Here is a 23,163-nt window from a genome sequence, read left to right on the forward strand (position 1 = left end):
GGCCGGCCCGCCGGTGCTCTCCCGATTCGGGATAAAACAATCATGCGCGCTTGATTTTTCCGTGGACGGGGGCCACGCTGGGTGTGCCCGCTGACGCAGGGAGGCGCAGGATGGCTGATCTCGCCGTGATCCTCGGGGATCTGGCGGCCGAATCGCAGGTGATCGACGACCTGGTGGCCGGTCTGGACGCCGGGGGCTGGGCGCGGCCGACGCCCGCCGAGGGGTGGACCGTCGCACACCAGATCGCGCACCTGGCATGGACCGACGAGAAGTCGCTGATCTCCGCGAGCCGGCCCGAGGACTGGCAGGGCGAGGTGGAGAACCTGCTGAGCGTCGGCGAGCACTATGTCGACCTCGGGGCTGCCGAGGGAGCCGAACTGCCGCCGGACGAGCTGCTCACGCGCTGGCGCACCGCCAGGGCCGAGCTTGCGAAAGCGCTCGAGGCGGTGCCTGCCGGGGAAAAACTGCCGTGGTACGGGCCGCCGATGAGCGCGGCCTCCATGGCCACCGCCCGGATGATGGAGACCTGGGCGCACGGGCAGGACGTCGCGGACGCGCTCGGCGTCACCCGCGAGCCCACCGCCCGGCTGTGGCACATCGCCCGGTTCGGCACGCGCACCCGGGACTTCGCCTACAAACTGAACTCGCTCGCCCCGCCGGCCGGGGAATTCCGCGTGGAACTCGCCGCGCCGGACGGGACCACCTGGGCGTTCGGTCCCGCGGACGCCGACCAGTGGCTCACCGGCAGTGCCCTCGACTTCTGCCTGGTCGTCACGCAGCGCCGGCACCCCGCCGACACCGATCTCGTCGCCACCGGGGACGAGGTGGCCGAATGGCTCGGCATCGCACAGGCCTTCGCCGGGCCGCCCGGGTCCGGACGAGGGCCGGGGCAGTTCGCATGAGCGCCGGTTCGTCCGCGCAGGCGGGTACCGCCGGGGTGCTGCGCGTCGGCAACGCGTCGGGCTTCTACGGCGACCGGTTCTCCGCGGTGCGCGAAATGCTCACCGGCGGTCCGCTCGACGTGCTGACCGGGGACTACCTCGCCGAGCTGACCATGCTCATCCTCGGCCGGGACCGGATGAAGGATCCGGACCGCGGCTACGCCAAGACCTTCCTCCGGCAGATGGAGGAAAACCTGGGACTGGCCAAGGAAAAGGGCGTGCGGATCGTCGCGAACGCCGGTGGCCTGAACCCGGCGGGGCTCGCCGCCGCATTGCGGGAACTGGCTGCGAAGCTCGGGCTCGAGGTCCGGATCGCGCACGTCGAGGGCGACGATCTGCTCAGCCGTGCGGACCAGCTGGGCTTCGAAAAGCCGTTGACCGCCAATGCTTATCTCGGTGCATGGGGCATCGTGGAATGCCTGCGTGCGGGTGCGGACGTGGTGGTCACCGGCCGGGTCACCGACGCCTCGGTGATCGTCGGCCCGGCCGCCGCGCACTTCGGCTGGGCCCGCGACGACTACGACGCGCTCGCCGGTGCGGTCGTCGCCGGGCACGTGATCGAATGCGGTGCACAGGCGACCGGCGGCAACTACGCGTTCTTCCGCGAGCAGCCGATCGGCGTACCGGGCTTCCCGATCGCGGAAATCCACGCCGACGGTTCCAGCGTGATCACGAAACACCCCGGCACCGGGGGAGTGGTCAACACCGGCACGGTCACCGCGCAGCTGCTGTACGAAATCACCGGTGCCCGTTATGCGAATCCTGATGTGACCGCCCGGTTCGACACCTTCACCCTCGGCGAGGCGGGTCCGGACCGGGTCCGGATTTCCGGGGTGCGCGGGGAAGCGCCGCCACCGACGGCGAAGGTCTGCCTGAACCGGCTCGGCGGCTTCCGCAACGAGACCACGTTCGTCCTCACCGGACTGGACATCGAGGAGAAGGCCGCGCTGGTCAAGGATCAGCTGGAAACCGGGCTGGCGAACCGCCGCCCGGCGGAGCTCACCTGGACGCTCGCGCGCACCGACCACCCCGATGCAGGCACCGAGGAGCAGGCCAGTGCGCTGCTGCACGTGGCGGTGAAGGACGCCGATCCGAAGGTCGCCGGCCGGGCGTTCAGCGGAGCTGCGGTGGAGCTGGCGCTGGCCAGCTACCCGGGTTTCCACGTGACCGCACCGCCTTCGGATGCCTCGCCGTACGGCGTCTACTCGGCGGCCTATGTGGACGCTGCCGAAGTACCGCACGTGGCGGTGCTGCCGGACGGGTCCCGGGTGGACATCGCACCCGCCGCCGAAACCCGTGAACTGTCCGAAGTGGATGAACCGGCGCTGCCGGCACCGCTGCCCGCGGGCCCGGTGCGCCGGGTGCCGCTCGGTCTCCTGGCCGGAGCACGCAGTGGCGACAAGGGCGGCAACGCCAACCTCGGCGTCTGGGCGCGGTCGGCACCCGCGTGGCGCTGGCTCGTGCGAGCGCTCACCGTGGCCGAATTCCGCCGTCTGCTGCCGGAAACCGAAAACCTGCCGGTCACCAGGCACCTGCTGCCGAACCTGTTGGCGATGAACTTCGTGGTCGAAGGGATTCTCGGCGAGGGCGTCGCGTCGCAGGCGAGGTTCGATCCACAGGCGAAAGCGCTCGGCGAATGGCTGCGGGCGCGCGAACTCGACGTGCCGGAGGAGCTGCTGTGAGCCCGGATCCGTTCAGTACGCCGGAACGCAGGGAACTGCGTGCGACGGTGCGCCGTTTCGTGGACAAGGAAGTACTGCCACACCTCGACGACTGGGAGCGTGCCGGCGAGCTGCCTCGGGAACTGCACCGCAAGGCAGGCGATCTCGGCCTGCTCGGCGTGGGGTTCGCCGAAGCGGTGGGCGGTGGCGACGGCAATTACCTGGACGCGCTCGTGGTCGGCGAGGAAATGCATTACGCAGGCGGTTCCGGTGGGCTCTTCGCCTCGCTGTTCACCTGCGGGATCGCCGTGCCGCACATCGCCGAAGCAGGCGACCCGGTGCAGATCGAGCGCTGGGTGCGCCCGACGCTGGCCGGTGCCAAGATCGGCTCGCTCGCGGTGACCGAACCGGACGGTGGCTCCGATGTGGCCGGAATCCGCACCACGGCAGTGCGCGAGGGTGACGAGTACGTGGTCAACGGAGCCAAGACGTACATCACTTCCGGCTGCCGTGCGGACTTCGTGACCACGGTGGTGCGTACCGGTGCGCCGGGCGCGCACGGGATCTCGCTGCTCGTGGTCGAACGGGGCACGCCCGGATTCACCGTGTCGCGCAAGCTGGAGAAGATGGGCTGGGCGGCCTCCGACACCGCCGAACTGTCCTACGTGGACGTCCGGGTGCCGGTGGAGAACCTGGTCGGTGCGGAGAACAGCGGGTTCGCCCAAGTGGCCACCCAGTTCGTCACCGAACGGCTTTCCCTTGCGGTGCAGGCCTATGCGCATGCACAACGGGCACTCGAGCTGACCGTGGACTGGTGCCGGATGCGCGAGACCTTCGGCCGTCCGCTGATTTCCCGGCAGGTTGTGCAGCACAAGCTCACGGAGATGGCACGCAAGGTCGACGTCGCGCGCACCTACACCCGGCAGATCGCGGTCCGGCACGTGGCGGGGGAAGAGGTGATCGCCGAGGCCTGTTTCGCGAAGAACACCGCCGTCGAAGCCGCCGAGTGGGTGGTGAACGAGGCGGTGCAGCTGCACGGCGGGCTCGGCTACCTGCGTGAGTCCGAAGTGGAACGGCACTACCGTGACGTGCGCATCCTCGGGATCGGCGGCGGCACCACCGAGATCCTCACCGGCTTGGCCGCGAAGCGATTGGGATACACCGCATGACCACCTTCAGATCCACTGTGGACACCCGGGGCGGCGAGTTCTCCGCCAACCGCGAGGCGATGCTGGAAAAGCTCGCCGAGATCGACGCCGAGCACGCCAAGGCGGTCGCCGGCGGCGGCGAGAAGTACGTCGAGCGGCACCGCAAGCGCGGTAAGCTTCTCGCCCGGGAACGGATCGAACTGCTGCTGGACGAGGATTCGCCGTTCCTGGAGCTGTCCCCGCTCGCCGCATGGGGTTCGGACTACCGGGTCGGCGCGAGCCTGATCACCGGCATCGGCGTGGTGGAGGGCGTCGAATGCCTGATCTCGGCGAGTGATCCCACCGTCAAGGGCGGCGCGAGCAACCCGTGGACCACCAAGAAGTCCTTCCGCGCGGCCGACATCGCCGCGCAGAACCGGCTGCCGGTGATCAACCTGGTCGAGTCCGGCGGGGCGGATCTGCCCACGCAGAAGGAGATCTTCATCCCCGGCGGACGGATCTTCCGCGACCTCACGCGGTCCTCGGCGGCGAAGGTGCCCACGATCGCGCTGGTGTTCGGCAATTCGACCGCGGGCGGGGCGTACCTGCCGGGCATGTCGGACTACGTGGTGATGGTGCAGGAACGAGCGAAGGTCTTCCTCGGCGGACCGCCGCTGGTCAAGATGGCCACCGGTGAGGAGTCCGACGACGAATCCCTCGGCGGCGCCGAAATGCACGCGCGGAAGTCCGGTCTCGCCGACTACCTCGCGGCCGACGAGCAGGACGCGATCCGGCTCGGCCGCGGCATCGTCAAGCGGCTCAACTGGCGCAAACAGGGGCAGCCGTCGAAGCCCGGTTACGCCGAGCCGCTGTTCGACGCCGAAGACCTGCTCGGCATCGTGCCCGCCGACCTGAAGATCCCGTTCGACCCGCGCGAGGTCATCGCCAGGGTGGCGGACGGATCCGATTTCGACGAGTTCAAACCGCTCTACGGCACCAGCCTGGTCACCGGATGGGCGAGTATCCACGGCTATCCGGTGGGCATCCTCGCCAACGCCCGCGGCGTGCTCTTCGGCGAGGAATCCCAGAAGGCCGCCCAGTTCATCCAGCTGGCCAACCAGATCGACACCCCGCTGGTATTCCTGCACAACACCACCGGCTACATGGTCGGCAAGGAATACGAGCAGAGCGGCATCATCAAGCACGGCGCGCTGATGATCAACGCGGTGTCCAATTCGAAGGTGCCGCACCTGTCCGTCCTGATGGGAGCGTCCTACGGTGCGGGCCATTACGGCATGTGCGGGCGGGCCTACGATCCGCGGTTCCTGTTCGCCTGGCCGAGCGCGAAGTCCGCGGTGATGGGCCCGGCCCAGCTCGCGGGCGTGCTGTCCATCGTGGCCAGGGCAGCGGCGGCCGGACGGGGCCAGGAGTACAGCGAGGACAACGACGCCGCGATGCGCACGATGGTGGAGAACCAGATCGAGGCGGAGTCGATGCCGATGTTCCTGTCCGGCATGCTCTACGACGACGGCATCATCGACCCGCGCGACACCCGCACCGTGCTGGGGCTCAGCCTGTCGGCGATCCACAACGGACCAGTGAAGGGCGCCGAGGGTGGCTTCGGCGTCTTCCGGATGTAGGGGTGGTTCAGTGATCCAGAACCTGCTGGTCGCCAACCGCGGCGAGATCGCGCGCCGGGTGTTCCGCAGCTGCCGCACCGCCGGGATCGGCACGGTGGCGGTGTTTTCCGATGCGGACGCGGATGCGCCGCACACCCGCGAGGCCGACGTCGCGGTCCGGCTGCCCGGCAACGCGCCGGGCGAGACCTACCTGCGGACGGACCTGCTCGTGCGGGCCGCGGCGGACGCGGGAGCCGACGCGGTGCACCCCGGATACGGTTTCCTGTCCGAGAACGCGGCGTTCGCGCGGGCGGTGCTCGACGCCGGGCTGAGCTGGGTGGGCCCGCCGCCGGAGGCGATCGAGACCATGGGCTCCAAAGTGGAGTCGAAGCGGCTGATGGCCGCGGCCGGCGTGCCGGTACTGTCCGAACTGGATCCGGCCGAGGTCACCGAGGACGATCTTCCCCTGCTGGTCAAGGCCTCTGCCGGTGGCGGCGGGCGTGGTATGCGCGTGGTGCGCGAGCTGGCGGAGCTGACCGAGGCGGTGCAGAGCGCACAGGCCGAGGCCGGTTCGGCGTTCGGTGATCCCACGGTGTTCTGTGAGCGGTACCTGGAAACCGGACGGCATATCGAGGTCCAGATCCTGGCGGACAAGCACGGGACGGTCTGGGCGGTGGGCGAGCGCGAGTGTTCCCTCCAGCGCAGGCACCAGAAGGTGGTCGAGGAGGCTCCCTCGCCGTTCGTCGACCGGCACATGCGGGCCGAACTGTTCGACGCGGCTCGCAAGGCGGCCAGGGCGATCGATTACCTCGGGGCCGGCACGGTCGAATTCCTCGCCGCACCCGACGGCCGGTTCTACTTCCTGGAGATGAACACCCGGCTGCAGGTGGAACACCCGGTCACCGAGAACGTCACCGGACTCGACCTGATCGCACTGCAACTGTCGGTTGCCGACGGTGCCGAACTGGCCGCCGATCCTCCGGCCGCACAAGGGCATTCCATCGAGGTCCGGCTCTACGCGGAGGACCCGGCCGCGGGCTGGCAGCCGCAGAGCGGCACCCTGCACGCGTTCGAAGTGCCCGATGTGGACCGTGAGTTCACGCACGGACCCGGGCTGCGGCTCGATTCCGGGGTGCAGGCGGGCTCGGTGATCGGTGTGCACTACGACCCGATGCTGGCCAAGGTGATCTCGTGGGCGCCGACCAGGGACGAAGCGGCCAGCAGGCTCGCCGCCGCACTGGCGGGCGCCAAGATCCACGGCGTGGTGACCAACCGTGATCTGCTGGTGCGCATCCTCCGCCACGAGGCATTCCTGGCGGGCGAGACCGACACCGCGTTCTTCGACCGGCACGGACTGGACACACTGGCGCGCCCACTGGCCACAACGGACACTCAACGGCTTTCCGCACTGGCTGCGGCACTGGCGGACGCGGCCGCGAACCGGGCGGGTGCGGCCGTCCTCGGCCGGTTGCCCAGCGGCTGGCGCAACGTCCGCTCTGCCGGGCAGCGCAAGGTGTTCGCCCGCGGAGACGAGCGGTACGAGGTCCGCTATTCGCTGACCCGCGAAGGGCTGCGGGCCGTCGGGTACGAGGACGTCGCCCTTGTCTCGGCAGATCCGGCCCGGGTGGTGCTGGACGTTTCCGGGGTACGGCGGACGTTCGAGGTGGACCGCGTGCTCGACACGTCCTATGTGGACTCGGCGCTGGGTTCTGTGGCGTTGACCGTGCTGCCGAGGTTCGCCGATCCGGACGCCGCACTCGCCGCGGGCTCGCTCGTGGCGCCGATGCCCGGCACCGTGGTCCGGCTCGCGGTGGCGGCCGGTGAACCGGTGGCGGCGGGCGATCCGTTGCTGTGGCTCGAGGCGATGAAGATGGAACACCGGATCACCGCGCCTGCCGACGGCGTGGTCAGCGAACTTCCGGTCGAGGTCGGGCAGCAGGTCGAAGTGGGCACGGTGCTGGTCGTGGTGGGAGAGAAGGAATGAACGCGATGAACTTCCTGGAGCCCGAAGAGCGGGTGGCGCTGCGCAAGGCGGTCGCCGAGCTGGCAGGCAAATACGGCCACGAGTACTACGCCAAGAAGGCCCGTGCCGAGGAGAAGACCGACGAACTGTGGGCCGAGGCCGGCCGGCTCGGTTACCTCGGCGTGAATCTGCCCGAGGAGTACGGCGGCGGGGGCGCCGGCATCGCCGACCTCGCCGCGGTGCTGGAAGAAATGGCCGCGGCAGGCACACCGTTGCTGCTCATGGTCGTCTCGCCGGCCATCGTCGGTACCGTGCTCGCCCGGTTCGGCACCGCCGAGCAGAAGAAGCAGTGGCTGCCGGGGCTCGCGGACGGCAGCAAGAAGATCGTTTTCGCGATCACCGAACCGGACGCCGGGTCCAACTCGCACCGGATCACCACCACCGCCCGCCGCGACGGCGGCGACTGGCTGCTGTCCGGTCGCAAGGTCTTCATCTCCGGGGTGGACGAGGCGGACGCGGTGCTCGTGGTCGGCCGCACCGGGGACGCCAGGACCGGGCGGCTCAAGCCCGCGCTGTACCTCGTGCCGACCGACGCGCCGGGTTTCGAGTACCGGAAGATCGACATGGACATCGTCGCACCGGAAAACCAGTTCGCGCTGTTCCTCGACGACGTCCGGCTGCCGGCGGAGGCGCTGGTGGGGGAGGAGGACGCGGCGATCGCGCAACTGTTCGCCGGCCTCAACCCGGAACGCATCATGGGTGCGTCGTTCTCCCTCGGCATCGCGCGTTACGCGCTGGACAAGGCGGTCGGCTACGCGAACGACCGTCAGGTGTGGGGCGTGCCGATCGGCTCGCACCAGGGGCTGGCGCATCCGCTCGCGCACGCCAAGATCGAGCTGGAACTGGCGAAGCTGATGACGCAGAAGGCGGCCTCGCTCTACGACTCCGGTGACGACCTCGCGGCAGGCGAATCGGCGAACATGGCCAAGTACGCCGCCGCGGAGGTCGCCATCCGCGCGGTGGACCAGGCGGTGCAGACCCACGGCGGCAACGGCCTTGCCACCGAATACGGCCTCGGTTCGCTGGTCACCGCGGTGCGGCTCGGCCGGATCGCACCGGTGAGCCGCGAGATGGTGCTCAACTTCGTCGGGCAGCACAGCCTCGGGCTGCCGAAGTCCTACTGAGCCCGTCTTGCCGAGCCCGTTTCCCCGAGCCATGGAGCCACCGGTGCGCACCCTCCCGTCCGCCGTCCCGTCCGCGTTGTCCCGGGGCGGGCCGGTCTGATGCTGCGCGAACCGCAGCAGGAACGCAGCCGGACCACCCGCCGCCGGCTGATCGAGGCCGCGGTGGACTGCCTCGGCGAACGCGGCTGGCACGGGGTCACCGTCGCGGTGATCGCCGAACGTGCCGGGGTGTCCCGTGGCGCCGCGCAGCACCACTTCCCGACCAGGGAGGCGCTGGTGGCGGCTGCGGTGGAGCTGCTCGGCGAGGCACAGCTGGACGAACTGCGCGCGCGGGCGGACGGTCTGCCCGGCGGCGCGTCGCGGATCGAGCGCGTGGTCGAGATGGTGCTGAACCTCTACACCGGGCCGATGTTCCGTGCCGCGTTGCAGCTGTGGGTGGTGGCCTCGACCGACGAGCAGCTGCGTGCCGTGCTCGTGCCGCTGGAGGCGCGGGTCGGGCGGGAGGCGCACCGGGTCACCGTGGCACTGCTGGGCGTGGACGAATCGCGCACGGGCGTGCGCGAGCTGGTCCAGGCCACTCTCGACCTGGCCCGCGGGCTCGGCCTGGCGAACCTGCTCACCGACGACACCCGCCGCCGCAGGCAGATCGTGCGCGAATGGGCGGCCACGCTGGAGACCCGGCTCGGCGGAACCGGGGAGTCTTGAGCCGCGTCCGAGCGATGCGCGTTACAGTGTGGTTGTTAACACATTCGGCCCAACGGCCGATAACGGTGAGTAAGTAGCTTCATCAGGAAGAAGGCGAGTCCGGTGTCCGATGCGGAAGAGGCCCCCGTCGAGCTGTCCCATCGCGCGATGGCCATGCTCAAGGCCATCGCGCAGCAGCGTGCGGAGATGTCCGCCAGCTGCGAGCCCGACCTCTTCATCGATGGTTTCGCCTGTTGTGACCAGATGACCGCACACGCGCTCGCGCGTGGCGGCTATGTGCGCCCCGCCGCGGGCGCCACTGCGGCCGGGATCGGCCGGATCCGCGCGGAGCTGACCGAGGCGGGCGTCGCCGCGCTCGCGGTCACCGCCGCTGCCTGATCTGCTTCCCCCGGGTCGGCGTCCCCCGTTCGGCGGCTTGCGCGTACAGCGGGTCACGAGCGCACAAGGGGACCTCCCCGACCGGAAGGTCCCCTTCGCCCGGGGCGGTCTCAGCCCTGGTAGCCGGCCACGATCTTGGTGAACGCGTACTGGTCCTGGTCGATGCCGCTGCAGTCGGTGCCGCCGCCGGAGCAGTCCCGGTTGGTCGCCCAGAACGTGAACCGGCCGAGGTGGTGGCCGGTCGCGTAGTCCCGGATGGCGGTGAAGTCGTCCACCGAAACCGTTTCGCCGGCGTTGTCGGTGTTGCCGTTCATCGAGGACAGTCCGCTGCGCTGGTAGGCGGTGGCGTCGTCCCAGCCGAAGGTCGACTTGAGCTGTGTGGCGAGCCCGTCGACGGCCGATTCGGTCATCGCAGCCATGTCACCGCCGTCGGAGAAGTCGAACGGCATGACCGACCACACGTCGACGTCCGCGCCGAGCGCCTTGGCCTGGCTGATCAGCCGCTTACCCCAGTCGTTCGGGCCGTCCGTGCCGGTGCCCATGGTGATCACCACGCGCAGGCCGGGGTTCTTGTCCTTGGTGATCTTGACCGCGTTCAGGATCCGGTCCTGCACGGCCTCGTTCTCGAATTCGTCGGTGTTCTCGATGTCCAGGTCGATCGCCTTGAGCTGGTAGGCGTCGATCACCTTCTGGTAGGCGCCCGCCAGTTCCTCCGGCGACCCGCACAGCGCGCCCAGCTTGCTGCCGGACCAGCCGCCGAACGACGGGATCACGTCGCCGCCCTTGTCCCGGATGGTCTGGATCAGTGCCTGGTCCGCACCGTCGAGCGCGCGGGAGCCGTCCCACGCCGGGTTGCAGCCACCGCTGGACAGCATGAAGGCGAGGGTGAACGCCTGCACCCCGGTGGCGTCCATCGCGGCGGCCGGGTCGCTCTGCCCGCCCCACTGGTACAGGTACGGCGAGGCGAGCACCGGATCCGGTGCGGCGAGCGCAGCCGGGGCGACGCCGACCGTGGTGGCCAGCGCGGCCCCCGCAACCAGGGCGAGAGTGCTGATGCGACGCAAGGGTTTCATGGGTCCTCCAGCGGGGAAACGCACGCCACGCGAACGTGCGAAGGCGGAGCACCTGGCGAAGCACGACGCGGCGGGATCGGCTCTCCGGCACTCGAACGGGATGTGTGCCACGCCACAATGGACTAGACCAATGAGCAGTGTCAAGACACCACGGAAGGAGCACGACACCCCGCCACGAGTACCGAGGTCACCGCAGCGACCGGGGTCCCGCTGACCGGTACTGCGCCACCGCCGTTGACCGGTTTCCGGGCCGGTGGCTTGGTGCCTGACGCGGGGCGTTCCTTGGACCGGTGCCTGGATCCGGAGCCTTGCACTGGCACCTGGACCGGTTCTCGGCCCGGTGGCTGGTGCCCGGGTCGTTCCCCGTGCCCGTTTCCGGACCGCGGTGCCCGGAGCCCGGACCGGTTCCGGGGCCGGCGCCCCTGGTCCCGCTACCTGGCCCGGCGTACTGATTCGCCTTGGATCGCTGCCTGGTCCGGTGTCCTGACCCGATGCCGTGGCCGGTCCTCGAATCGATTTGCGGTCGAGCGGGTCCAGTCCTGGTTTCTCCGTGTCGGACGCCTTCGTGCGGGATGCTTCGAGCAGCTGGCTTGTGCCTCGGCTGCTCACCGGCGGGAGCTGCGGCCCGGCGAGCGGCGCCCGCGACCCGGCTACTCTGCGTCCGAAGTGGACGGTTGGCCGATGTCCTCGAACCACAAGTCCGGGTGTTGCCGGATGAAGTTCGTCATCAGTGTGGTGCAGGCTGGGTCGTCCAGGAGGTCTATGCGTACGCCGTGGTCGCTCAGCCAGTCGTGGCCGCCGGTGAAGGTGGTCGATTCGCCGATCACCACGTGCGGGATGCCGAACTGGCGGACCAGGCCGCTGCAGTACCAGCACGGCGACAGCGTGGTCACCATGATCGTGTCGCGGTAGTGCGGGCGGCGGCCTGCGTTGCGGAACGCCACGGTTTCCGCGTGCAGGGACGGGTCGTCGTCCTGTACTCGGCGGTTGTGGCCGCGGCCGAGGAGCCTGCCGGTACGGTCGAACAGGGCGGCGCCGATCGGGACGCCGCCTTCCGTTTTGCCCAGTTCGGCTTCTTCGCGGGCAACGGTGAGCAGCTGGTGCGGGTCGATCGGCATGCGCCACTTTCGCCGGTCGCGCCCGCGAGGGGCAAGTCCCGTGGCAACGAGGACGGAAGATGTCCGCGTTGTCTGGCAGAGTGCTCGGCATGTACGGAACGTCCGAGCGCCTGCTCCGGCTGCTGTCGTTGCTTCAGGCCCGCCGCGACTGGCCGGGTCCGGACCTCGCCGGCCGGCTGGGGGTGGACGTCCGCACGATCCGGCGTGACGTCGAACGGTTGCGCGCGCTGGGCTATCCGGTGCACGCGACGCCGGGCGTGGCCGGCGGCTACCGGCTCGGCTCGGGTGCCGCGTTGCCGCCGCTGCTGCTGGACGACGACGAGGCGGTCGCGGTGGCTCTCGGGCTGCGCACGGCCGCGAACGGCACGGTGTCCGGTATCGAGGAGACGTCCGTGCGCGCGCTGGCCAAACTCGAGCAGGTGCTGCCCGTCCGGCTGCGGAGCCGGGTGCGTGCGATGGACTCCGCGCTCGTGCGGATGCCCGGCGGCGGCCCGGTGATCGACGCGGAGCTGCTCACGGTGGTCGCCGCGGCCTGCCGGGACAGCGAACGCCTGCGGTTCACCTACGGCACCCACGACGGCGAGGTCGCCGAACGGGACGTCGAACCGTTGCGCCTGGTGCACACCGGATGGCGGTGGTACCTGGTCGCCTACGACCTCGTCCGCGCGGACTGGCGCACCTTCCGGCTGGATCGCATCGACGGCGTGCCGTCCACGGGATTTCGCTTCACCCCGAGGCAACCGCCGGCCGAGGACCTGGCCGCCTACGTGGCGAGCCGCATCTCGTCCGCCCGCTATCCGCACCAGATGACGCTGCGGGTGTCGGTGTCCGCCGAGGAACTCGCCCTGCGGGTGCCGTCGTCCGCGGGGACCGTGGAGCCGATCGACGCCGACACCTGCCGGCTGCGCACCGGTGCGAACGACCTCGATCCGGTCCCGTTCTACCTCGCGCAATGGGATTACGAGTTCGTCGTGGAGGAGGCCCCGCCGGGACTGGTGGAGCGGCTGCGCCGGATCGCCGATCGCTTCGCCGGCGCGGCCCGGACCGCCGGCGGCTGACCCGCAGCCGGCCCGAGCCGGGTGACGGCTGGGCTGCGGATGCTCAGCGTGCGCCGAGCATCCGCAGCACCAGTTCGCCGTACTCCTTGCCGAGTGCGGTCGGGGTCAGGCGGGCGCGGTCGCTGTACCAGCGGGCCACGTCGATCCCCAGCGACAGCACGGCGACCGCCGCGACCTGTGGATCGGCGACGGTGAACGCGTCGGAGCCGAGGCCTTGGGTGATCACTTCCCGCACCACCTGCTCGATCCGGCGCCGCAGCTTGCCGACGACCTGGTACTCCCGTTCGGGCAGCGCGTTCAGCTCGTACTGCACGACCCTGGCCACGGTGTGCCGGCGCGCGTGCCAGGCGACGAAGTCCTCGACCAGCAGCCGCATCCGCTCCACCGGGTCCTCGGCGCGCGTGAGCACGTCCTCCACCAGCGCGAGGGTCTGCTCGTGCCCGCTGCGGCTGATCTCGAACAACAGCGCCGCCTTCGACGGGAAGTGCACGTACAGCGCGGCCGGGCTCATCCCGGCGGCGCCGGCGATGTCGCGGGTGGTCGTGGCGTGGTAACCGCGCTCGGCGAACGATTCCACCCCGGCGAGCATGAGCCGGCGCGCGGTCGCCGGCTGCACATCGGGCCACAGCTCGTCGGAAACCGTCATCCGGCGAACCTCCTCGTCGTCCCGGCGGCGGGTCCGCCCGCCGGTGGGCTCGATTGTAAGCGCTTGCTTTGCCGGGGGAGTCATGGCGAGCCCGAGCTCGCTTGACGCGGCGACGGGGGAACCCTACAGTCCTTCATATCTAATATATGATCGACCGAAGGGTGGTCCGATGGACGGCGTTCCCGAGGACGTGGCCGCCGCGTTCCGGCCGGCGCTCGCCGACGCCGAGGTGGATCCGCTGGCCAACCGCACCGACCGGGCATTGGCGGCTATCAAGCGCGGTATTCTCACCGGAGGTCTCCGGCCGGGTCAGCAGCTGGTGGAGGCCGACCTCGCCGAGGTGCTGCAGATGTCGAAAACCCCGGTGCGCGAGGCGCTGAAAACCCTGGTGGGTTCGGGGCTGGTGGTGCTCAGCCGGTTCAAGGGCGCGGTGGTGCGGGAGCTCGACGCGGAAGCGGCGTCCGCGATTTACGATCTACGGCTGCTGCTGGAGCCCGAGGCGGTGCGGCGCGCGGTGGCGAACGGCGCGGACGTGTCCGTGGCGGCCGATGCACTGGACCGTGCGCTGGCCGCGGGCGAGTCGGGCGACACCGCCGGGATGAGCTTGGCGAACCGGGAATTCCACCGTGCGCTCTACCTCGGCTGCGGCAATCCGCTGCTGATCTCGACTCTCGACGGGCTCAAGGACCAGACCGCGCTGGTCAGTGTTTCGGGCTGGCGTTCCGCGGGCGGCTGGCGGGCGGAGGCCGGCGAGCACCGGGACATGCTCGCCGCGGCGAAGAAAGGGGACGCCGTGGCGACCGCGGCGGCCCTGCGTGACCACATCACCGGGTTCGTCGAGCGGACGATCCCGTTGCTGACCGACGAAAACCGGGAAGGCAGCTCGGCAGCGGGCTGAGCCGTACCGCAGGACGAACACCGCGAGCCGGCCGGGCGTCGCGGCGGTACCCGCTGCCCTTTTCCCTCCGGCGAATACCTCCGACGAAGGAGAACGATGGATCTGGACGAAATCCGGCGCCGCCTTGCCGACGTCGTCGCGATCACGCCGACGCCGTTCACCGCCGACGACGAGATCGACGTCGCGGCGTTCGAACGGGTCATCGGGCGGCTGGCCGACGGCGGCGTGCGCGTGCTCACGGTCAACGGCAACACCGGCGAGTTCTACCCGCTTTCGCCGGCCGAACGGCGCACCGCGGTCGAGCTGACCGCGGCCGCGGCACCGGACGAAACGCTGCTCGTCGCGGGCGTCGGGTTCGACACCGCGACCGCGATCGAATCGGCGCACCATGCGCGTGCCCAGGGTGCCCACGCGGTGATGGTGCACCAGCCGGTGCATCCCTATGTTTCGCGCGCCGGCTGGATCGACTACCACCGGGCGATCGCAACGGCGGTGCCCGATCTCGCGGTGATCCCCTACGTGCGCGACACCCGGATCGAGGCGGCGGATTTCACCGTCCTCGCCGACGCCTGCCCGAACGTGCTCGCGGTCAAATATGCCGTCCCGGATCCCGCCCGCTTCGCGACGGTGGCCCGCACCGCCGGGCTCGACCGGTTCACCTGGATCGCCGGACTGGCCGAGCTCTCCGCTCCCGGCTACGCGGCGGTCGGCGCGGCGGGTTTCACCTCCGGCCTGGTCAGCGTGGCCCCGCAGTTGTCGCTGCGGATGCAGGAAGCGTTGGTGGCCAAGGACTTCCCGGCCGCGATGGAGGTATGGGACAGCGTCCGCGAGTTCGAGCATCTGCGGCTGGCGGATTCCAGTGCGGACAACGTCAGCGTCGTCAAGGAAGCACTGCACCAGATCGGTTACGGTCGCGCAGACGTGCGGCCGCCCGCGTTCCGGCTCGATGGTGCCGGCAAGGAAAGGGTCGCCGGGATTCTCGCGGCTTGGGGCGTCCGGTGACCGGGCGGATCGGCAGTACCGATCCCCGGACCGGCGCCACCGCCGAGACCGATCTCGTTGCGACCACGCGCGCCGAGGTCGCCGCGGTCTGCGCTGGTGCGGCGGCCGCTTCCCCCGCGCTGGAACGCCTCGGGCGAGCCGGCCGGGCGCGGCTGCTGCTGGCGATGGCGGACCGGCTGGAAGCCCAGCGGGAAGAAGTGGTTTCCGTGGCCGATCGGGAAACCGCGCTCGGCCGGTCCAGATTGGACGGTGAGCTGAACCGAACTGCCTACCAGTTGCGGCTGTTCGCCGAAGTGGCCGAGGAGGGTTCCTATCTGGAAGCCACCGTCGACCACCCCGCGGACACGCCGATGGGACCACGTCCGGACCTGCGTCGGATGCTCGTGCCGACCGGTCCGGTCGCGGTGTTCGGGGCCGGTAACTTCCCGCTCGCCTTCTCGGTGCCCGGCGGGGACACTGCGGCCGCACTGGCCGCAGGCTGCGCGGTGGTGGTCAAGGCGCACGGCAGCCATCCGCTCACTTCCGCGCTGTGCGGGAAGATCCTCGAAGAGGCCGCCGCACGCGCCGGCGCTCCGGATGCGACGATCACGGTGGTGTTCGGCCGGGAGGCAGGCGAAGCTCTGGTGACCGATCCCGCGATCACCGCGGTTTCGTTCACCGGCGGGCATTCCGGGGCCACGGCCCTGCGTGCGCTGATCGCGGCCCGGCCGGATCCGATCCCGTTCTACGGCGAGCTGGGCAGCGTGAACCCCGTGGTGGTGACCGCACGAGCGGTTGCCGAGCGGGCCGGTGAGATCGGCAACGGCGTGGTCGGCTCGTTCACCTTGGGCGGTGGCCAGTTCTGCACCAAACCGGGACTCGTCCTGGTGCCGAAGGGACCCGGTGGTGACCGGCTGATCGAGGCCGCGGGTGCCGCGCTCGCCGAAGTGCCTTCGCCGGCGCTGCTCAACGAGGGAATTGCCGAGTCCTTCGGAAAAGCGATCGCGAGCCTGTCCGGCAGGCAGCTGCTGACCGGAGGCGAGAAGCCCGGTACCGGTTTCACCGTCCGGCCCGCCGCGGTGCTCGTAACCGCGGAGAACCTCGACGCCGGGCTGCTGGCGGAAACCTTCGGTCCGGTCACCGTTTTCGTGCGCTACTCCGCCGATCAGCTGCCCGGTCTGCTCGCCCGGCTGCCCGGTTCGCTCGTCGCCACCGTGCACGGGGGAGCGGGTGAGGACCCGGATCGCGACAGCGCCGTCGAGGTGCTGCGCGGGCGGACGGGGCGCCTGCTGTTCGACGGCTGGCCCACCGGTGTCGCCGTCAGCTGGGCCCAGCACCACGGCGGGCCGTGGCCTGCCACCGACACCCAGCACACCTCGGTCGGGACCACTTCGATCCGGCGGTTCCTCCGGCCGGTCGCCTGGCAGAACGCACCCGAATCGCTGGTGCCGCCGGAACTCAGGGACGGGACCGCGCTCGTGCCGCGGCGCGTCGACGGAGTCCTGGTTCTGCCGTCCTGATCCCCGCTCTCCTGCCGAAGCCGGGACTGCACACGGTCGCCCGGGGCGATGCCGTCTGCCCGCCCGGCGCGGCGATACCAGAAAGGAACCAGCATGAGCACCCTGATCGACCGGGTCGAAGTCGTCCAGTTCGATGTGGACACTCCTGGCTACACCCGCACCTTCGACGTCGACGCCCGCGGTGGATCCTGGTACTACCAGCCCGGTGCCGTGGGCAAACGCGCGGTGCTGATGGTGCGGGTGCACACCGCTGACGGACAGGTCGGCGAGTATGCGAACCATGCCGTCACCGGTGCGGCGCAGCAAGCTGCCGACGTCGCCCGGATCGCCGTCGGCAGGCCGTGGCACGCCCGCGAGCAGATCCTCCGGGTCGGCCGCAGGCTCTCCCGGCCCGCGCACTCGTACGGGCTTTGCTTCCTGGACAACGCTTTGTGGGACCTCGCGGGCAAGGTCTACGGTGCCTCGCTCACCGAACTCCTCGGTGGCGGAAGGGATCGCGTGCGCGCCTACGCCTCCAGCGTCAACGGTGACCGCGCAGGCAGTCTCACCACCAAGGAGGAGATCGCCGACTTCTTCGGCGGGCTGCGCGAACTCGGCTGGACCGGGTTCAAGATGCACAGCTGGCACGAGGGCGACAAGTGGGAGGAAGCCGAGAACGTCGCGTACCTGCGGGAAAAGCTCGGTGAGCGCACCGACCTGATGCTCGATCCCGCCTGCGTCTTCGATTCCGTGTCCGACGCGATCTTCGTCGGGAAGGCCTGCCAGGAAGCAGGCTTCCGCTGGTACGAGGATCCGCTGCGGCCGCTCGGTATCGGCGCGTTCGCCCACAAGCAGCTGAAGGACGCGCTGGACATCCCGATCCTGCAGACCGAACACGTGGCCGGACCGGAAGCAAAGGCCGACTTCCTGCTCGCGGGCGGTACCGACCTGCTGCGCGTGGACTCGCACTTCGACCTCGGTGTCACCGGCTGCCTCAAGACGATCAAGTTTGCCGAATCGCTCGGCGTCAACGTCGAGGTGCACGGCCCGAGCCCGATCCACCGGCACCTGGTCGCGAGCATGCAGGCGACGTCGCTGTACGAGGTGGCCAACGTTTCGCCGCACCTGCCCGACCCCTCGCCGGGGATCTACACCTGCGGTTACCGCGACGCCTGCGACTCGATCGGCGCGGACGGCACCCTGCCCGTGCCGACCGGGCCGGGCATCGGCGTCAGTTACGACGACGAGCTGATCACCAAGCGCACCACGGCGAGTGTGACCGTCACCGCGGACGACTGAGCCGCTTTCCCTTCTCTTCAAAGGCAGGTGCAACGATGCCCTCCTCCCCGCCGTCCGGCAGCGGTGCGCCGACCGTGCTGAACCGCGCGACGCGCAAGGCGTTCCGCAGGCTCGTGCCGCTGGTGATGATCATGTTCGTGGTCAACTACATCGACCGGGTCAACATCGGCTTCGCCAAGGACGCGATCGAGAACGATTCCGGAATCGGTGCCGCGGCCTACGGGCTCGGTGCCGGCCTGTTCTTCGTCACCTACGCGGTTTTCGAGGTGCCGAGCAACATCCTGCTCGAACGCTACGGCGCGAAGTTCTGGCTGACCCGCATCATGGTCAGCTGGGGCCTCGTGTCCGCGGCGATGGTGTTCGCGCACAACGAGACCGTCTTCTACGTCCTGCGTCTGCTGCTCGGTGTGGCCGAAGCCGGGTTCTTCGCCGGGGTGATCTTCTACTTCACGCAGTGGTTCCCGGATGCGGTGCGTGGCCGCGCGAACGCCGCGCTCTACTCGGCATCGACGATCGCCGCGGTGATCGCGGGGCCGGTTTCGGGTGCCCTGCTGAGCCTGAACGGATTCGCCGGCCTGCGTGGCTGGCAGTGGATGTTCCTGCTGGAAGGCCTCGCCGCCGTGCTGGTCGGCGTGCTGGTCTGGTGCTGGCTGGTGTCCACCCCGGACAAAGCCAGGTGGCTCACCGGGGAGGAGCAGAAGGCACTGCTCGGGAAGCTCGCCGAAGAGGAACGCGCGCGAGCGGCCAGGAAACCGGACAAGTCTCCGTCCCGGTGGTCGATGTTGCGGGACCCGCAGATGCTGCTGTTCTGCTTCGTGTACTTCGCCGCGCAGCTCGCGCAGTACTCGGTCACCTTCTGGCTGCCGAGTTTCGTCCGCCGGATCGGGGGGCTGAGCGAGTTCGTGATCGGTGTCGTCGCGGTGGTCCCGTTCGCGGCCGCGTTCGTGGCGATCCTGCTGGCAGGCCGGATATCCGACCGGACGGGGCTGCGCCGCACCGTGCTCGCGTCCGGCTTCCTGCTGGCCGCCGTCGGCCTCGCCGTCGCGGCGGTCACCACCCCGGTGCTTGCCGTGGTCCTGCTGATCGTCGCGACGGTCGGGTTCAAGGTGGCCGCTTCGTCGTTCTTCGTGATTCCGCAGCAGTATCTGGTCGGCGCGCTCGCCGCACCCGGGATCGCGCTGATCAACTCGATCGGCAACCTCGGCGGGTTCGTCGCACCGACGCTGATGGGTGAGGTGCAGGAACGCACCGGCAGTGTCTCGGGAGGACTGCTGGTGGTCGCGGCCACCTGCGTCGTCGCGCTCGCTGCGTGTGGCTTGCTGAAGTACGCGTCCCCCAAGCGCACTGACAGCCACTCGGAAAGCCCTGCCACCGTGGCCTGAACCGCCCGGCACCGACGACGCCGGCGCTCGCCCGAACGGGGGAGGAGTACGTGCTTCCGTTCCCGTCCGCCGGACGGTCCGCGGAGATTCCGGCCCTCTCTCGTGGATCACCGGACAGCTGTACTGCTACCGCCGGGTACCAGCCCTGTGCTGCCGCGGAGGTGATCCCCGGCCGGTGCGCGCCGGCCGGGGAACCGCCGGGTGGTCGCGTGCGTCGGAGGTCCGTCTTCCCCGGACCGGGTGCTCGTTGCCCGGACGGCTGACATACTGGTGCGCGCGCCGGTGACGGGCGCGCAGGAGGAGGTGACTGGGGTGAGTTCGCATCGGGTCTCGGACTGGGGCGACGTCCGGGCGCTGGACAAGAAGCTCGCGAAGGGGGCGCACAAGAGCTCCCACCACGCGCAGGACGCGTCCTCGGTGCACGATCCCTCCGGCGCGGGCACCGCGGAACTGGTGGCCGAGGACACCGGCCGGATCGAACTGGACCCGGACGAGATCGCGGCGGCCGACGCCGAGCTCGCGAAGCGGCACGACGAGCTGACCGGATATCTGCACCAGGCCGAGCAGCTGGCCAGCCCGCTGCGCGACGGCAACAGCCCGGTCGCCGAGCACCTGCGGAAGGCGTTCGGGGTCCGGGGCTCCACGGATGCCGGCGTGCAGGCGGTCCTGCGGCAGTATCTCGAGGAACTGTCCGCGCTGCGGGGCGCGATCCGCGCAGCGAGTGACGGCCAGGTACGGCAGGAGGGCGACGCGCAGGACGCGCTGGGTGCACTGCACGGCCGCACCGACGACGGGGGACAGGCATGAGCCGGAAACCGGCCTACGAACGGCTGCCGTACGAGAAGCACCGCAAGCACGAGACCTATCGCCAGGAGCACCCGCTCAGCGCGGCGCAGCGGCGGCGGGTGAACCGGACGCGCAAGATCCAGCGGAAGAACGAGCAGACCAAGTCGTTCGGCAAGATCAACTGGTCTGCCTACAACCACCGCCAGCTCTACGACATGATCATGACCGCGGATCCGGCTGCGATGGGTTCGGATGCGCACAGCTGGGCGCAGCTGGCGCTCAACGTCGACGCGTCCACCGCCGCGGTGCACAAGACCGTGCAGAAGCTGCTGCTGTCCTGGCGGGGTGGTGCGGCCGGCGGGGCCGCGCAGTCGGCCTCGAAGCTCACCACGTGGGGCGCCGGCGCGAGCGAGACGATGCGCAAGGTCGGGGACGATCTCGATCACTACACGAACGCGGTCACCACCGCCCGCAACAAAATGCCCGAGCCGGTGTTCTACTCGGCGGAGAACCAGTTCCGCGACGGATACGACGTGAACGCGGCGAGCGGGCCCAGCGGTGCGGTCATGGTCGACCAGCTGCTCGACGACCACCTGCCTGCCAAGAAGAAGGCCACCCAGGCCAAAACCGAGGCAGTGCGGGTGATGGAGCACTACGAGTCGACCAGCAAGGGTGTGCACGACCGGCTGCCGCACTTCACCGACGCGCCGATGGCCACCCGTTCGGACGATGCCGGGTCCGGCGGCTCCGGTGGTGGTGCCGGTTCCGGTTCCGGTGGCGGTTCGGGCGACGACAGCACGACCACGTCCTCGTCCGATCCATCCGGATCGGGCGGAATGCCGGGTCTTGGCGGACCCGGCAGCGGCGCCGGCGCACCCGGTTCGATCGGGGCCGGTGGTGCCGGCGGGGCGGGCAGCGGGCTCGGCAGTGGTGCGGGCAGCGGTGCCTTGCCCGGTGGTGCATTGGGCAGCCAGGGTGGCGGTGCGCCCGCGGTCGGCGCAGCGCAGAGCGCGGCCGGCGCGCGCAGCGGTTTGAACGGCGGCTTCTTCCCGCCGATGGGCGGGGCCCAGCGCGGCGGCAATGCGGGCGAGCACCAGAACCGGTACGCGAAGGGCGGTGCCTTCGATTTCCTGGAGGACATGCCCGCCGCCTATCCGCCGGTGCTGGGTGAGTGACGGCGAGTGGCGCGGCAACTGACCGGTGCGGACGGCGTGGTGCTGTCCCACCTGGAATTCGACCTGCTGTGGGAGGACCTCGACCTGGGGCCCAGCCCGTATCCGCTCGAGGTGCCCTCGCACGGCGCCACGATGGACGAGCGCGACGAACTGGGTGTGCGCGTGGCGGAGAGCCTCGCCGAGTCCGGCCTGCTCGACGAGCAGGACGAACCGCATCCGCGGCTGGCCGAGCTGTTCGCGCTGCTGGCCGAACCGGTGTTTTCGGTGGACCTGCTGGTGTTTCGTGATCCGCCGCTGCGTGCGCTGGTCGCGGCAGGCAGGCGGCTCGGCGTGCTCGCGGTCCTCGACGCCGGTGAACTGGCGCTGCGGCCGTGCCTGCCGGACGAGGTGCCGCGGCTGGCCGCGGGGATCGTCGGCACGGCCGGACCGGGGCCCGGCCGTGCGGTGCGGCTGCCGCGGGAGACGTTCACCGAGGCGATGACCGCGTTCGCCGAGCGGGGGCACGACGCATTCGAACGGGTGCTCGCCGTCGCCGGCCTCACCGGCGGTGACCTGCGTGCGCTCTCCACGCTCGTCACCACCCCGCGGACCGGCTACGGGCAGCTGGCCGCGAACGGTCCCGGCGGCCGGTCCCCGTCGGTGGCCTGGTACGACACCGGGGCCGGCCGGTACGGCGCGGTGACGAGGGAGAACGCGGGCACCTCCTGGGTCACGATCACGCCCGCGGACGACGAGTGGCTGCACGACCGGATCGCCGAGCTCCTCGACTCGGTGAGATCCGCACGGGGAAACCGGGAACCGAGGACCCCGGGGGACACGTCTGAGCCGAGGTAGCAGTGGAGCGCCTTGAAGGGGGCGGGCACATGAGCAAGTTGTCGGCGGAGGAAATAGCGCAGCACGCGTACAAAGCGGGTTTCCGCGGGCACGCGCTGAGCACCGCGGTGGCGGTCGCGCTGGCGGAATCGGGCGGCAACGCCCATGCGCACAACGGAACGCCGCCGGACAACTCCTACGGGCTGTGGCAGGTCAACATGCTCGGCGCGCTCGGTCCCGACCGCAGGCACCAGTACCACCTGCACTCGAACAACGAGCTGTTCAAACCGGACGAGAACGCCAAGGCCGCATGGGACATTTCGGGCCACGGCAAGAGCTTCCAGCCGTGGTCGACCTACACCAACGGCGCGTACAAGAGTCACCTCGGGGCCGCGCGCAAGGCCGCCGCGGACGTCGCCCGCCACCACGGCAAGGCCCAGCACCACAAGCCCGCCCAGCACAAGAAGGCCGAGCACCACAAGAAAGCCCAGCACCACGGCAAGAACGGGCACGGCAAGGGTGGCGGCGGCTTCCGTGCCGAGCTGGAACAGTTCGTCTCCTACGAGAAGAAGACCCAGCACATCGCCGAAGAGCTGATCTCGGCGGGGAAGAAGACCGTGCACCGGGTCGGCGGGATCGCCAAGGACAGCTTCGGCAAGGTCGGCGAGGAGACCGGTTTCTCCGACGCACTGGGGGATTTCAGCCGTTCGCTGGAGAACCAGGTGCGTGCGACCGGGGCGAACGCGCGCACGCTCGGCGCCGCGGTCTTCCGGGCGCGCAAGGACTACGCCGGTATGGACCAGGACGCGGCGGCCACACTGAGCAAACAGGACATCCAGGGCATTCTGGGCTGACGA

At 70.1% G+C, this 23,163-nt stretch carries 21 protein-coding genes; 18 read left to right on the forward strand and 3 right to left on the reverse strand.

What is annotated here, in order from left to right; all coding sequences use genetic code 11:
• Window positions 1–110: 110 nt before the first annotated feature.
• From ABD793_RS07460 to ABD793_RS07495, 8 genes are all read left to right on the forward strand, one after another.
• Window positions 111–902 carry a TIGR03084 family metal-binding protein gene (locus tag ABD793_RS07460; RefSeq protein ID WP_344856724.1) on the forward strand — a complete coding sequence of 264 codons (792 nt, stop codon included), beginning with the start codon at window positions 111–113 and terminating at the stop codon, window positions 900–902.
• A complete protein-coding gene (locus tag ABD793_RS07465; protein WP_344856726.1) occupies window positions 899–2,623 on the forward strand; it encodes an acyclic terpene utilization AtuA family protein in 1,725 nt (574 codons plus the stop codon). Before ABD793_RS07460 ends, ABD793_RS07465 begins: the two co-directional genes overlap by 4 nt.
• Entirely contained in the window at window positions 2,578–3,771 is a 1,194-nt protein-coding gene (locus ABD793_RS07470; RefSeq protein WP_344856728.1) for an acyl-CoA dehydrogenase family protein, read from the forward strand. The genes ABD793_RS07465 and ABD793_RS07470 overlap by 46 nt, the downstream gene beginning before the upstream one ends.
• Window positions 3,768–5,369 (forward strand): acyl-CoA carboxylase subunit beta, encoded by a 1,602-nt coding sequence (locus ABD793_RS07475; protein WP_344856731.1) that lies wholly within the window; start codon window positions 3,768–3,770, stop codon window positions 5,367–5,369. The genes ABD793_RS07470 and ABD793_RS07475 overlap by 4 nt, the downstream gene beginning before the upstream one ends.
• A gap of 10 nt (window positions 5,370–5,379) precedes the next feature.
• Complete coding sequence (locus tag ABD793_RS07480; RefSeq protein WP_344856733.1) at window positions 5,380–7,332, forward strand: acetyl/propionyl/methylcrotonyl-CoA carboxylase subunit alpha; 1,953 nt, start codon at window positions 5,380–5,382, stop codon at window positions 7,330–7,332.
• A complete protein-coding gene (locus tag ABD793_RS07485) occupies window positions 7,329–8,495 on the forward strand; it encodes an acyl-CoA dehydrogenase family protein (RefSeq protein WP_344856735.1) in 1,167 nt (388 codons plus the stop codon). Before ABD793_RS07480 ends, ABD793_RS07485 begins: the two co-directional genes overlap by 4 nt.
• A gap of 99 nt (window positions 8,496–8,594) precedes the next feature.
• Window positions 8,595–9,200 carry a TetR/AcrR family transcriptional regulator gene (locus ABD793_RS07490; RefSeq protein WP_344856738.1) on the forward strand — a complete coding sequence of 202 codons (606 nt, stop codon included), beginning with the start codon at window positions 8,595–8,597 and terminating at the stop codon, window positions 9,198–9,200.
• A 102-nt stretch (window positions 9,201–9,302) separates the two neighbouring features.
• Window positions 9,303–9,578, forward strand: a complete 276-nt coding sequence (locus tag ABD793_RS07495) for a hypothetical protein (RefSeq protein ID WP_425548663.1) — start codon at window positions 9,303–9,305, stop codon at window positions 9,576–9,578.
• A 110-nt stretch (window positions 9,579–9,688) separates the two neighbouring features.
• Here the strand turns inward: ABD793_RS07495 and ABD793_RS07500 are convergent, their stop codons facing one another.
• Both ABD793_RS07500 and ABD793_RS07505 read right to left on the reverse strand, forming a co-directional pair.
• A complete protein-coding gene (locus tag ABD793_RS07500; RefSeq protein ID WP_344856740.1) occupies window positions 9,689–10,651 on the reverse strand; it encodes a chitinase in 963 nt (320 codons plus the stop codon).
• A 650-nt stretch (window positions 10,652–11,301) separates the two neighbouring features.
• On the reverse strand, window positions 11,302–11,769 hold the full coding sequence (locus ABD793_RS07505) for a nucleoside deaminase (RefSeq protein WP_344856743.1): 468 nt from the start codon (window positions 11,767–11,769) through the stop codon (window positions 11,302–11,304).
• A gap of 89 nt (window positions 11,770–11,858) precedes the next feature.
• Here ABD793_RS07505 and ABD793_RS07510 point away from each other — a divergent pair, with 89 nt between their 5' ends.
• Window positions 11,859–12,827 (forward strand): helix-turn-helix transcriptional regulator, encoded by a 969-nt coding sequence (locus ABD793_RS07510; RefSeq protein ID WP_344856745.1) that lies wholly within the window; start codon window positions 11,859–11,861, stop codon window positions 12,825–12,827.
• Between the two features lie 43 nt (window positions 12,828–12,870).
• On the opposite strand, the gene ABD793_RS07515 is transcribed toward ABD793_RS07510, so the two are convergent.
• On the reverse strand, window positions 12,871–13,473 hold the full coding sequence (locus ABD793_RS07515; RefSeq protein ID WP_344856747.1) for a TetR/AcrR family transcriptional regulator: 603 nt from the start codon (window positions 13,471–13,473) through the stop codon (window positions 12,871–12,873).
• 169 nt (window positions 13,474–13,642) lie between these two features.
• On the opposite strand from ABD793_RS07515, the gene ABD793_RS07520 reads away from it, so the two are divergent.
• From ABD793_RS07520 to ABD793_RS07560, 9 genes are all read left to right on the forward strand, one after another.
• Window positions 13,643–14,371 carry a GntR family transcriptional regulator gene (locus ABD793_RS07520; protein WP_344856750.1) on the forward strand — a complete coding sequence of 243 codons (729 nt, stop codon included), beginning with the start codon at window positions 13,643–13,645 and terminating at the stop codon, window positions 14,369–14,371.
• 96 nt (window positions 14,372–14,467) lie between these two features.
• Window positions 14,468–15,373 carry a dihydrodipicolinate synthase family protein gene (locus ABD793_RS07525; RefSeq protein ID WP_344856752.1) on the forward strand — a complete coding sequence of 302 codons (906 nt, stop codon included), beginning with the start codon at window positions 14,468–14,470 and terminating at the stop codon, window positions 15,371–15,373.
• Window positions 15,358–16,872, forward strand: a complete 1,515-nt coding sequence (locus ABD793_RS07530; protein WP_344856754.1) for an aldehyde dehydrogenase family protein — start codon at window positions 15,358–15,360, stop codon at window positions 16,870–16,872. The genes ABD793_RS07525 and ABD793_RS07530 overlap by 16 nt, the downstream gene beginning before the upstream one ends.
• Before the next feature lie 93 nt (window positions 16,873–16,965).
• Entirely contained in the window at window positions 16,966–18,150 is a 1,185-nt protein-coding gene (locus ABD793_RS07535; protein WP_344856756.1) for an enolase C-terminal domain-like protein, read from the forward strand.
• 35 nt (window positions 18,151–18,185) lie between these two features.
• Window positions 18,186–19,532 (forward strand): MFS transporter, encoded by a 1,347-nt coding sequence (locus tag ABD793_RS07540; protein ID WP_344856759.1) that lies wholly within the window; start codon window positions 18,186–18,188, stop codon window positions 19,530–19,532.
• A 312-nt stretch (window positions 19,533–19,844) separates the two neighbouring features.
• Window positions 19,845–20,339 (forward strand): hypothetical protein, encoded by a 495-nt coding sequence (locus ABD793_RS07545; protein WP_344856761.1) that lies wholly within the window; start codon window positions 19,845–19,847, stop codon window positions 20,337–20,339.
• A complete protein-coding gene (locus ABD793_RS07550) occupies window positions 20,336–21,493 on the forward strand; it encodes a PPE domain-containing protein (RefSeq protein WP_344856763.1) in 1,158 nt (385 codons plus the stop codon). The genes ABD793_RS07545 and ABD793_RS07550 overlap by 4 nt, the downstream gene beginning before the upstream one ends.
• A gap of 6 nt (window positions 21,494–21,499) precedes the next feature.
• Complete coding sequence (locus ABD793_RS07555) at window positions 21,500–22,327, forward strand: ESX secretion-associated protein EspG (RefSeq protein WP_344856765.1); 828 nt, start codon at window positions 21,500–21,502, stop codon at window positions 22,325–22,327.
• Between the two features lie 29 nt (window positions 22,328–22,356).
• Window positions 22,357–23,160: a transglycosylase SLT domain-containing protein gene (locus ABD793_RS07560; protein ID WP_344856767.1), complete on the forward strand. Its 804-nt coding sequence runs from the start codon at window positions 22,357–22,359 to the stop codon at window positions 23,158–23,160.
• Window positions 23,161–23,163: the final 3 nt, after the last annotated feature.

Origin of the sequence: Amycolatopsis ultiminotia (assembly GCF_039536925.1) — a bacterium.
GTDB lineage: Bacteria > Actinomycetota > Actinomycetes > Mycobacteriales > Pseudonocardiaceae > Amycolatopsis > Amycolatopsis ultiminotia.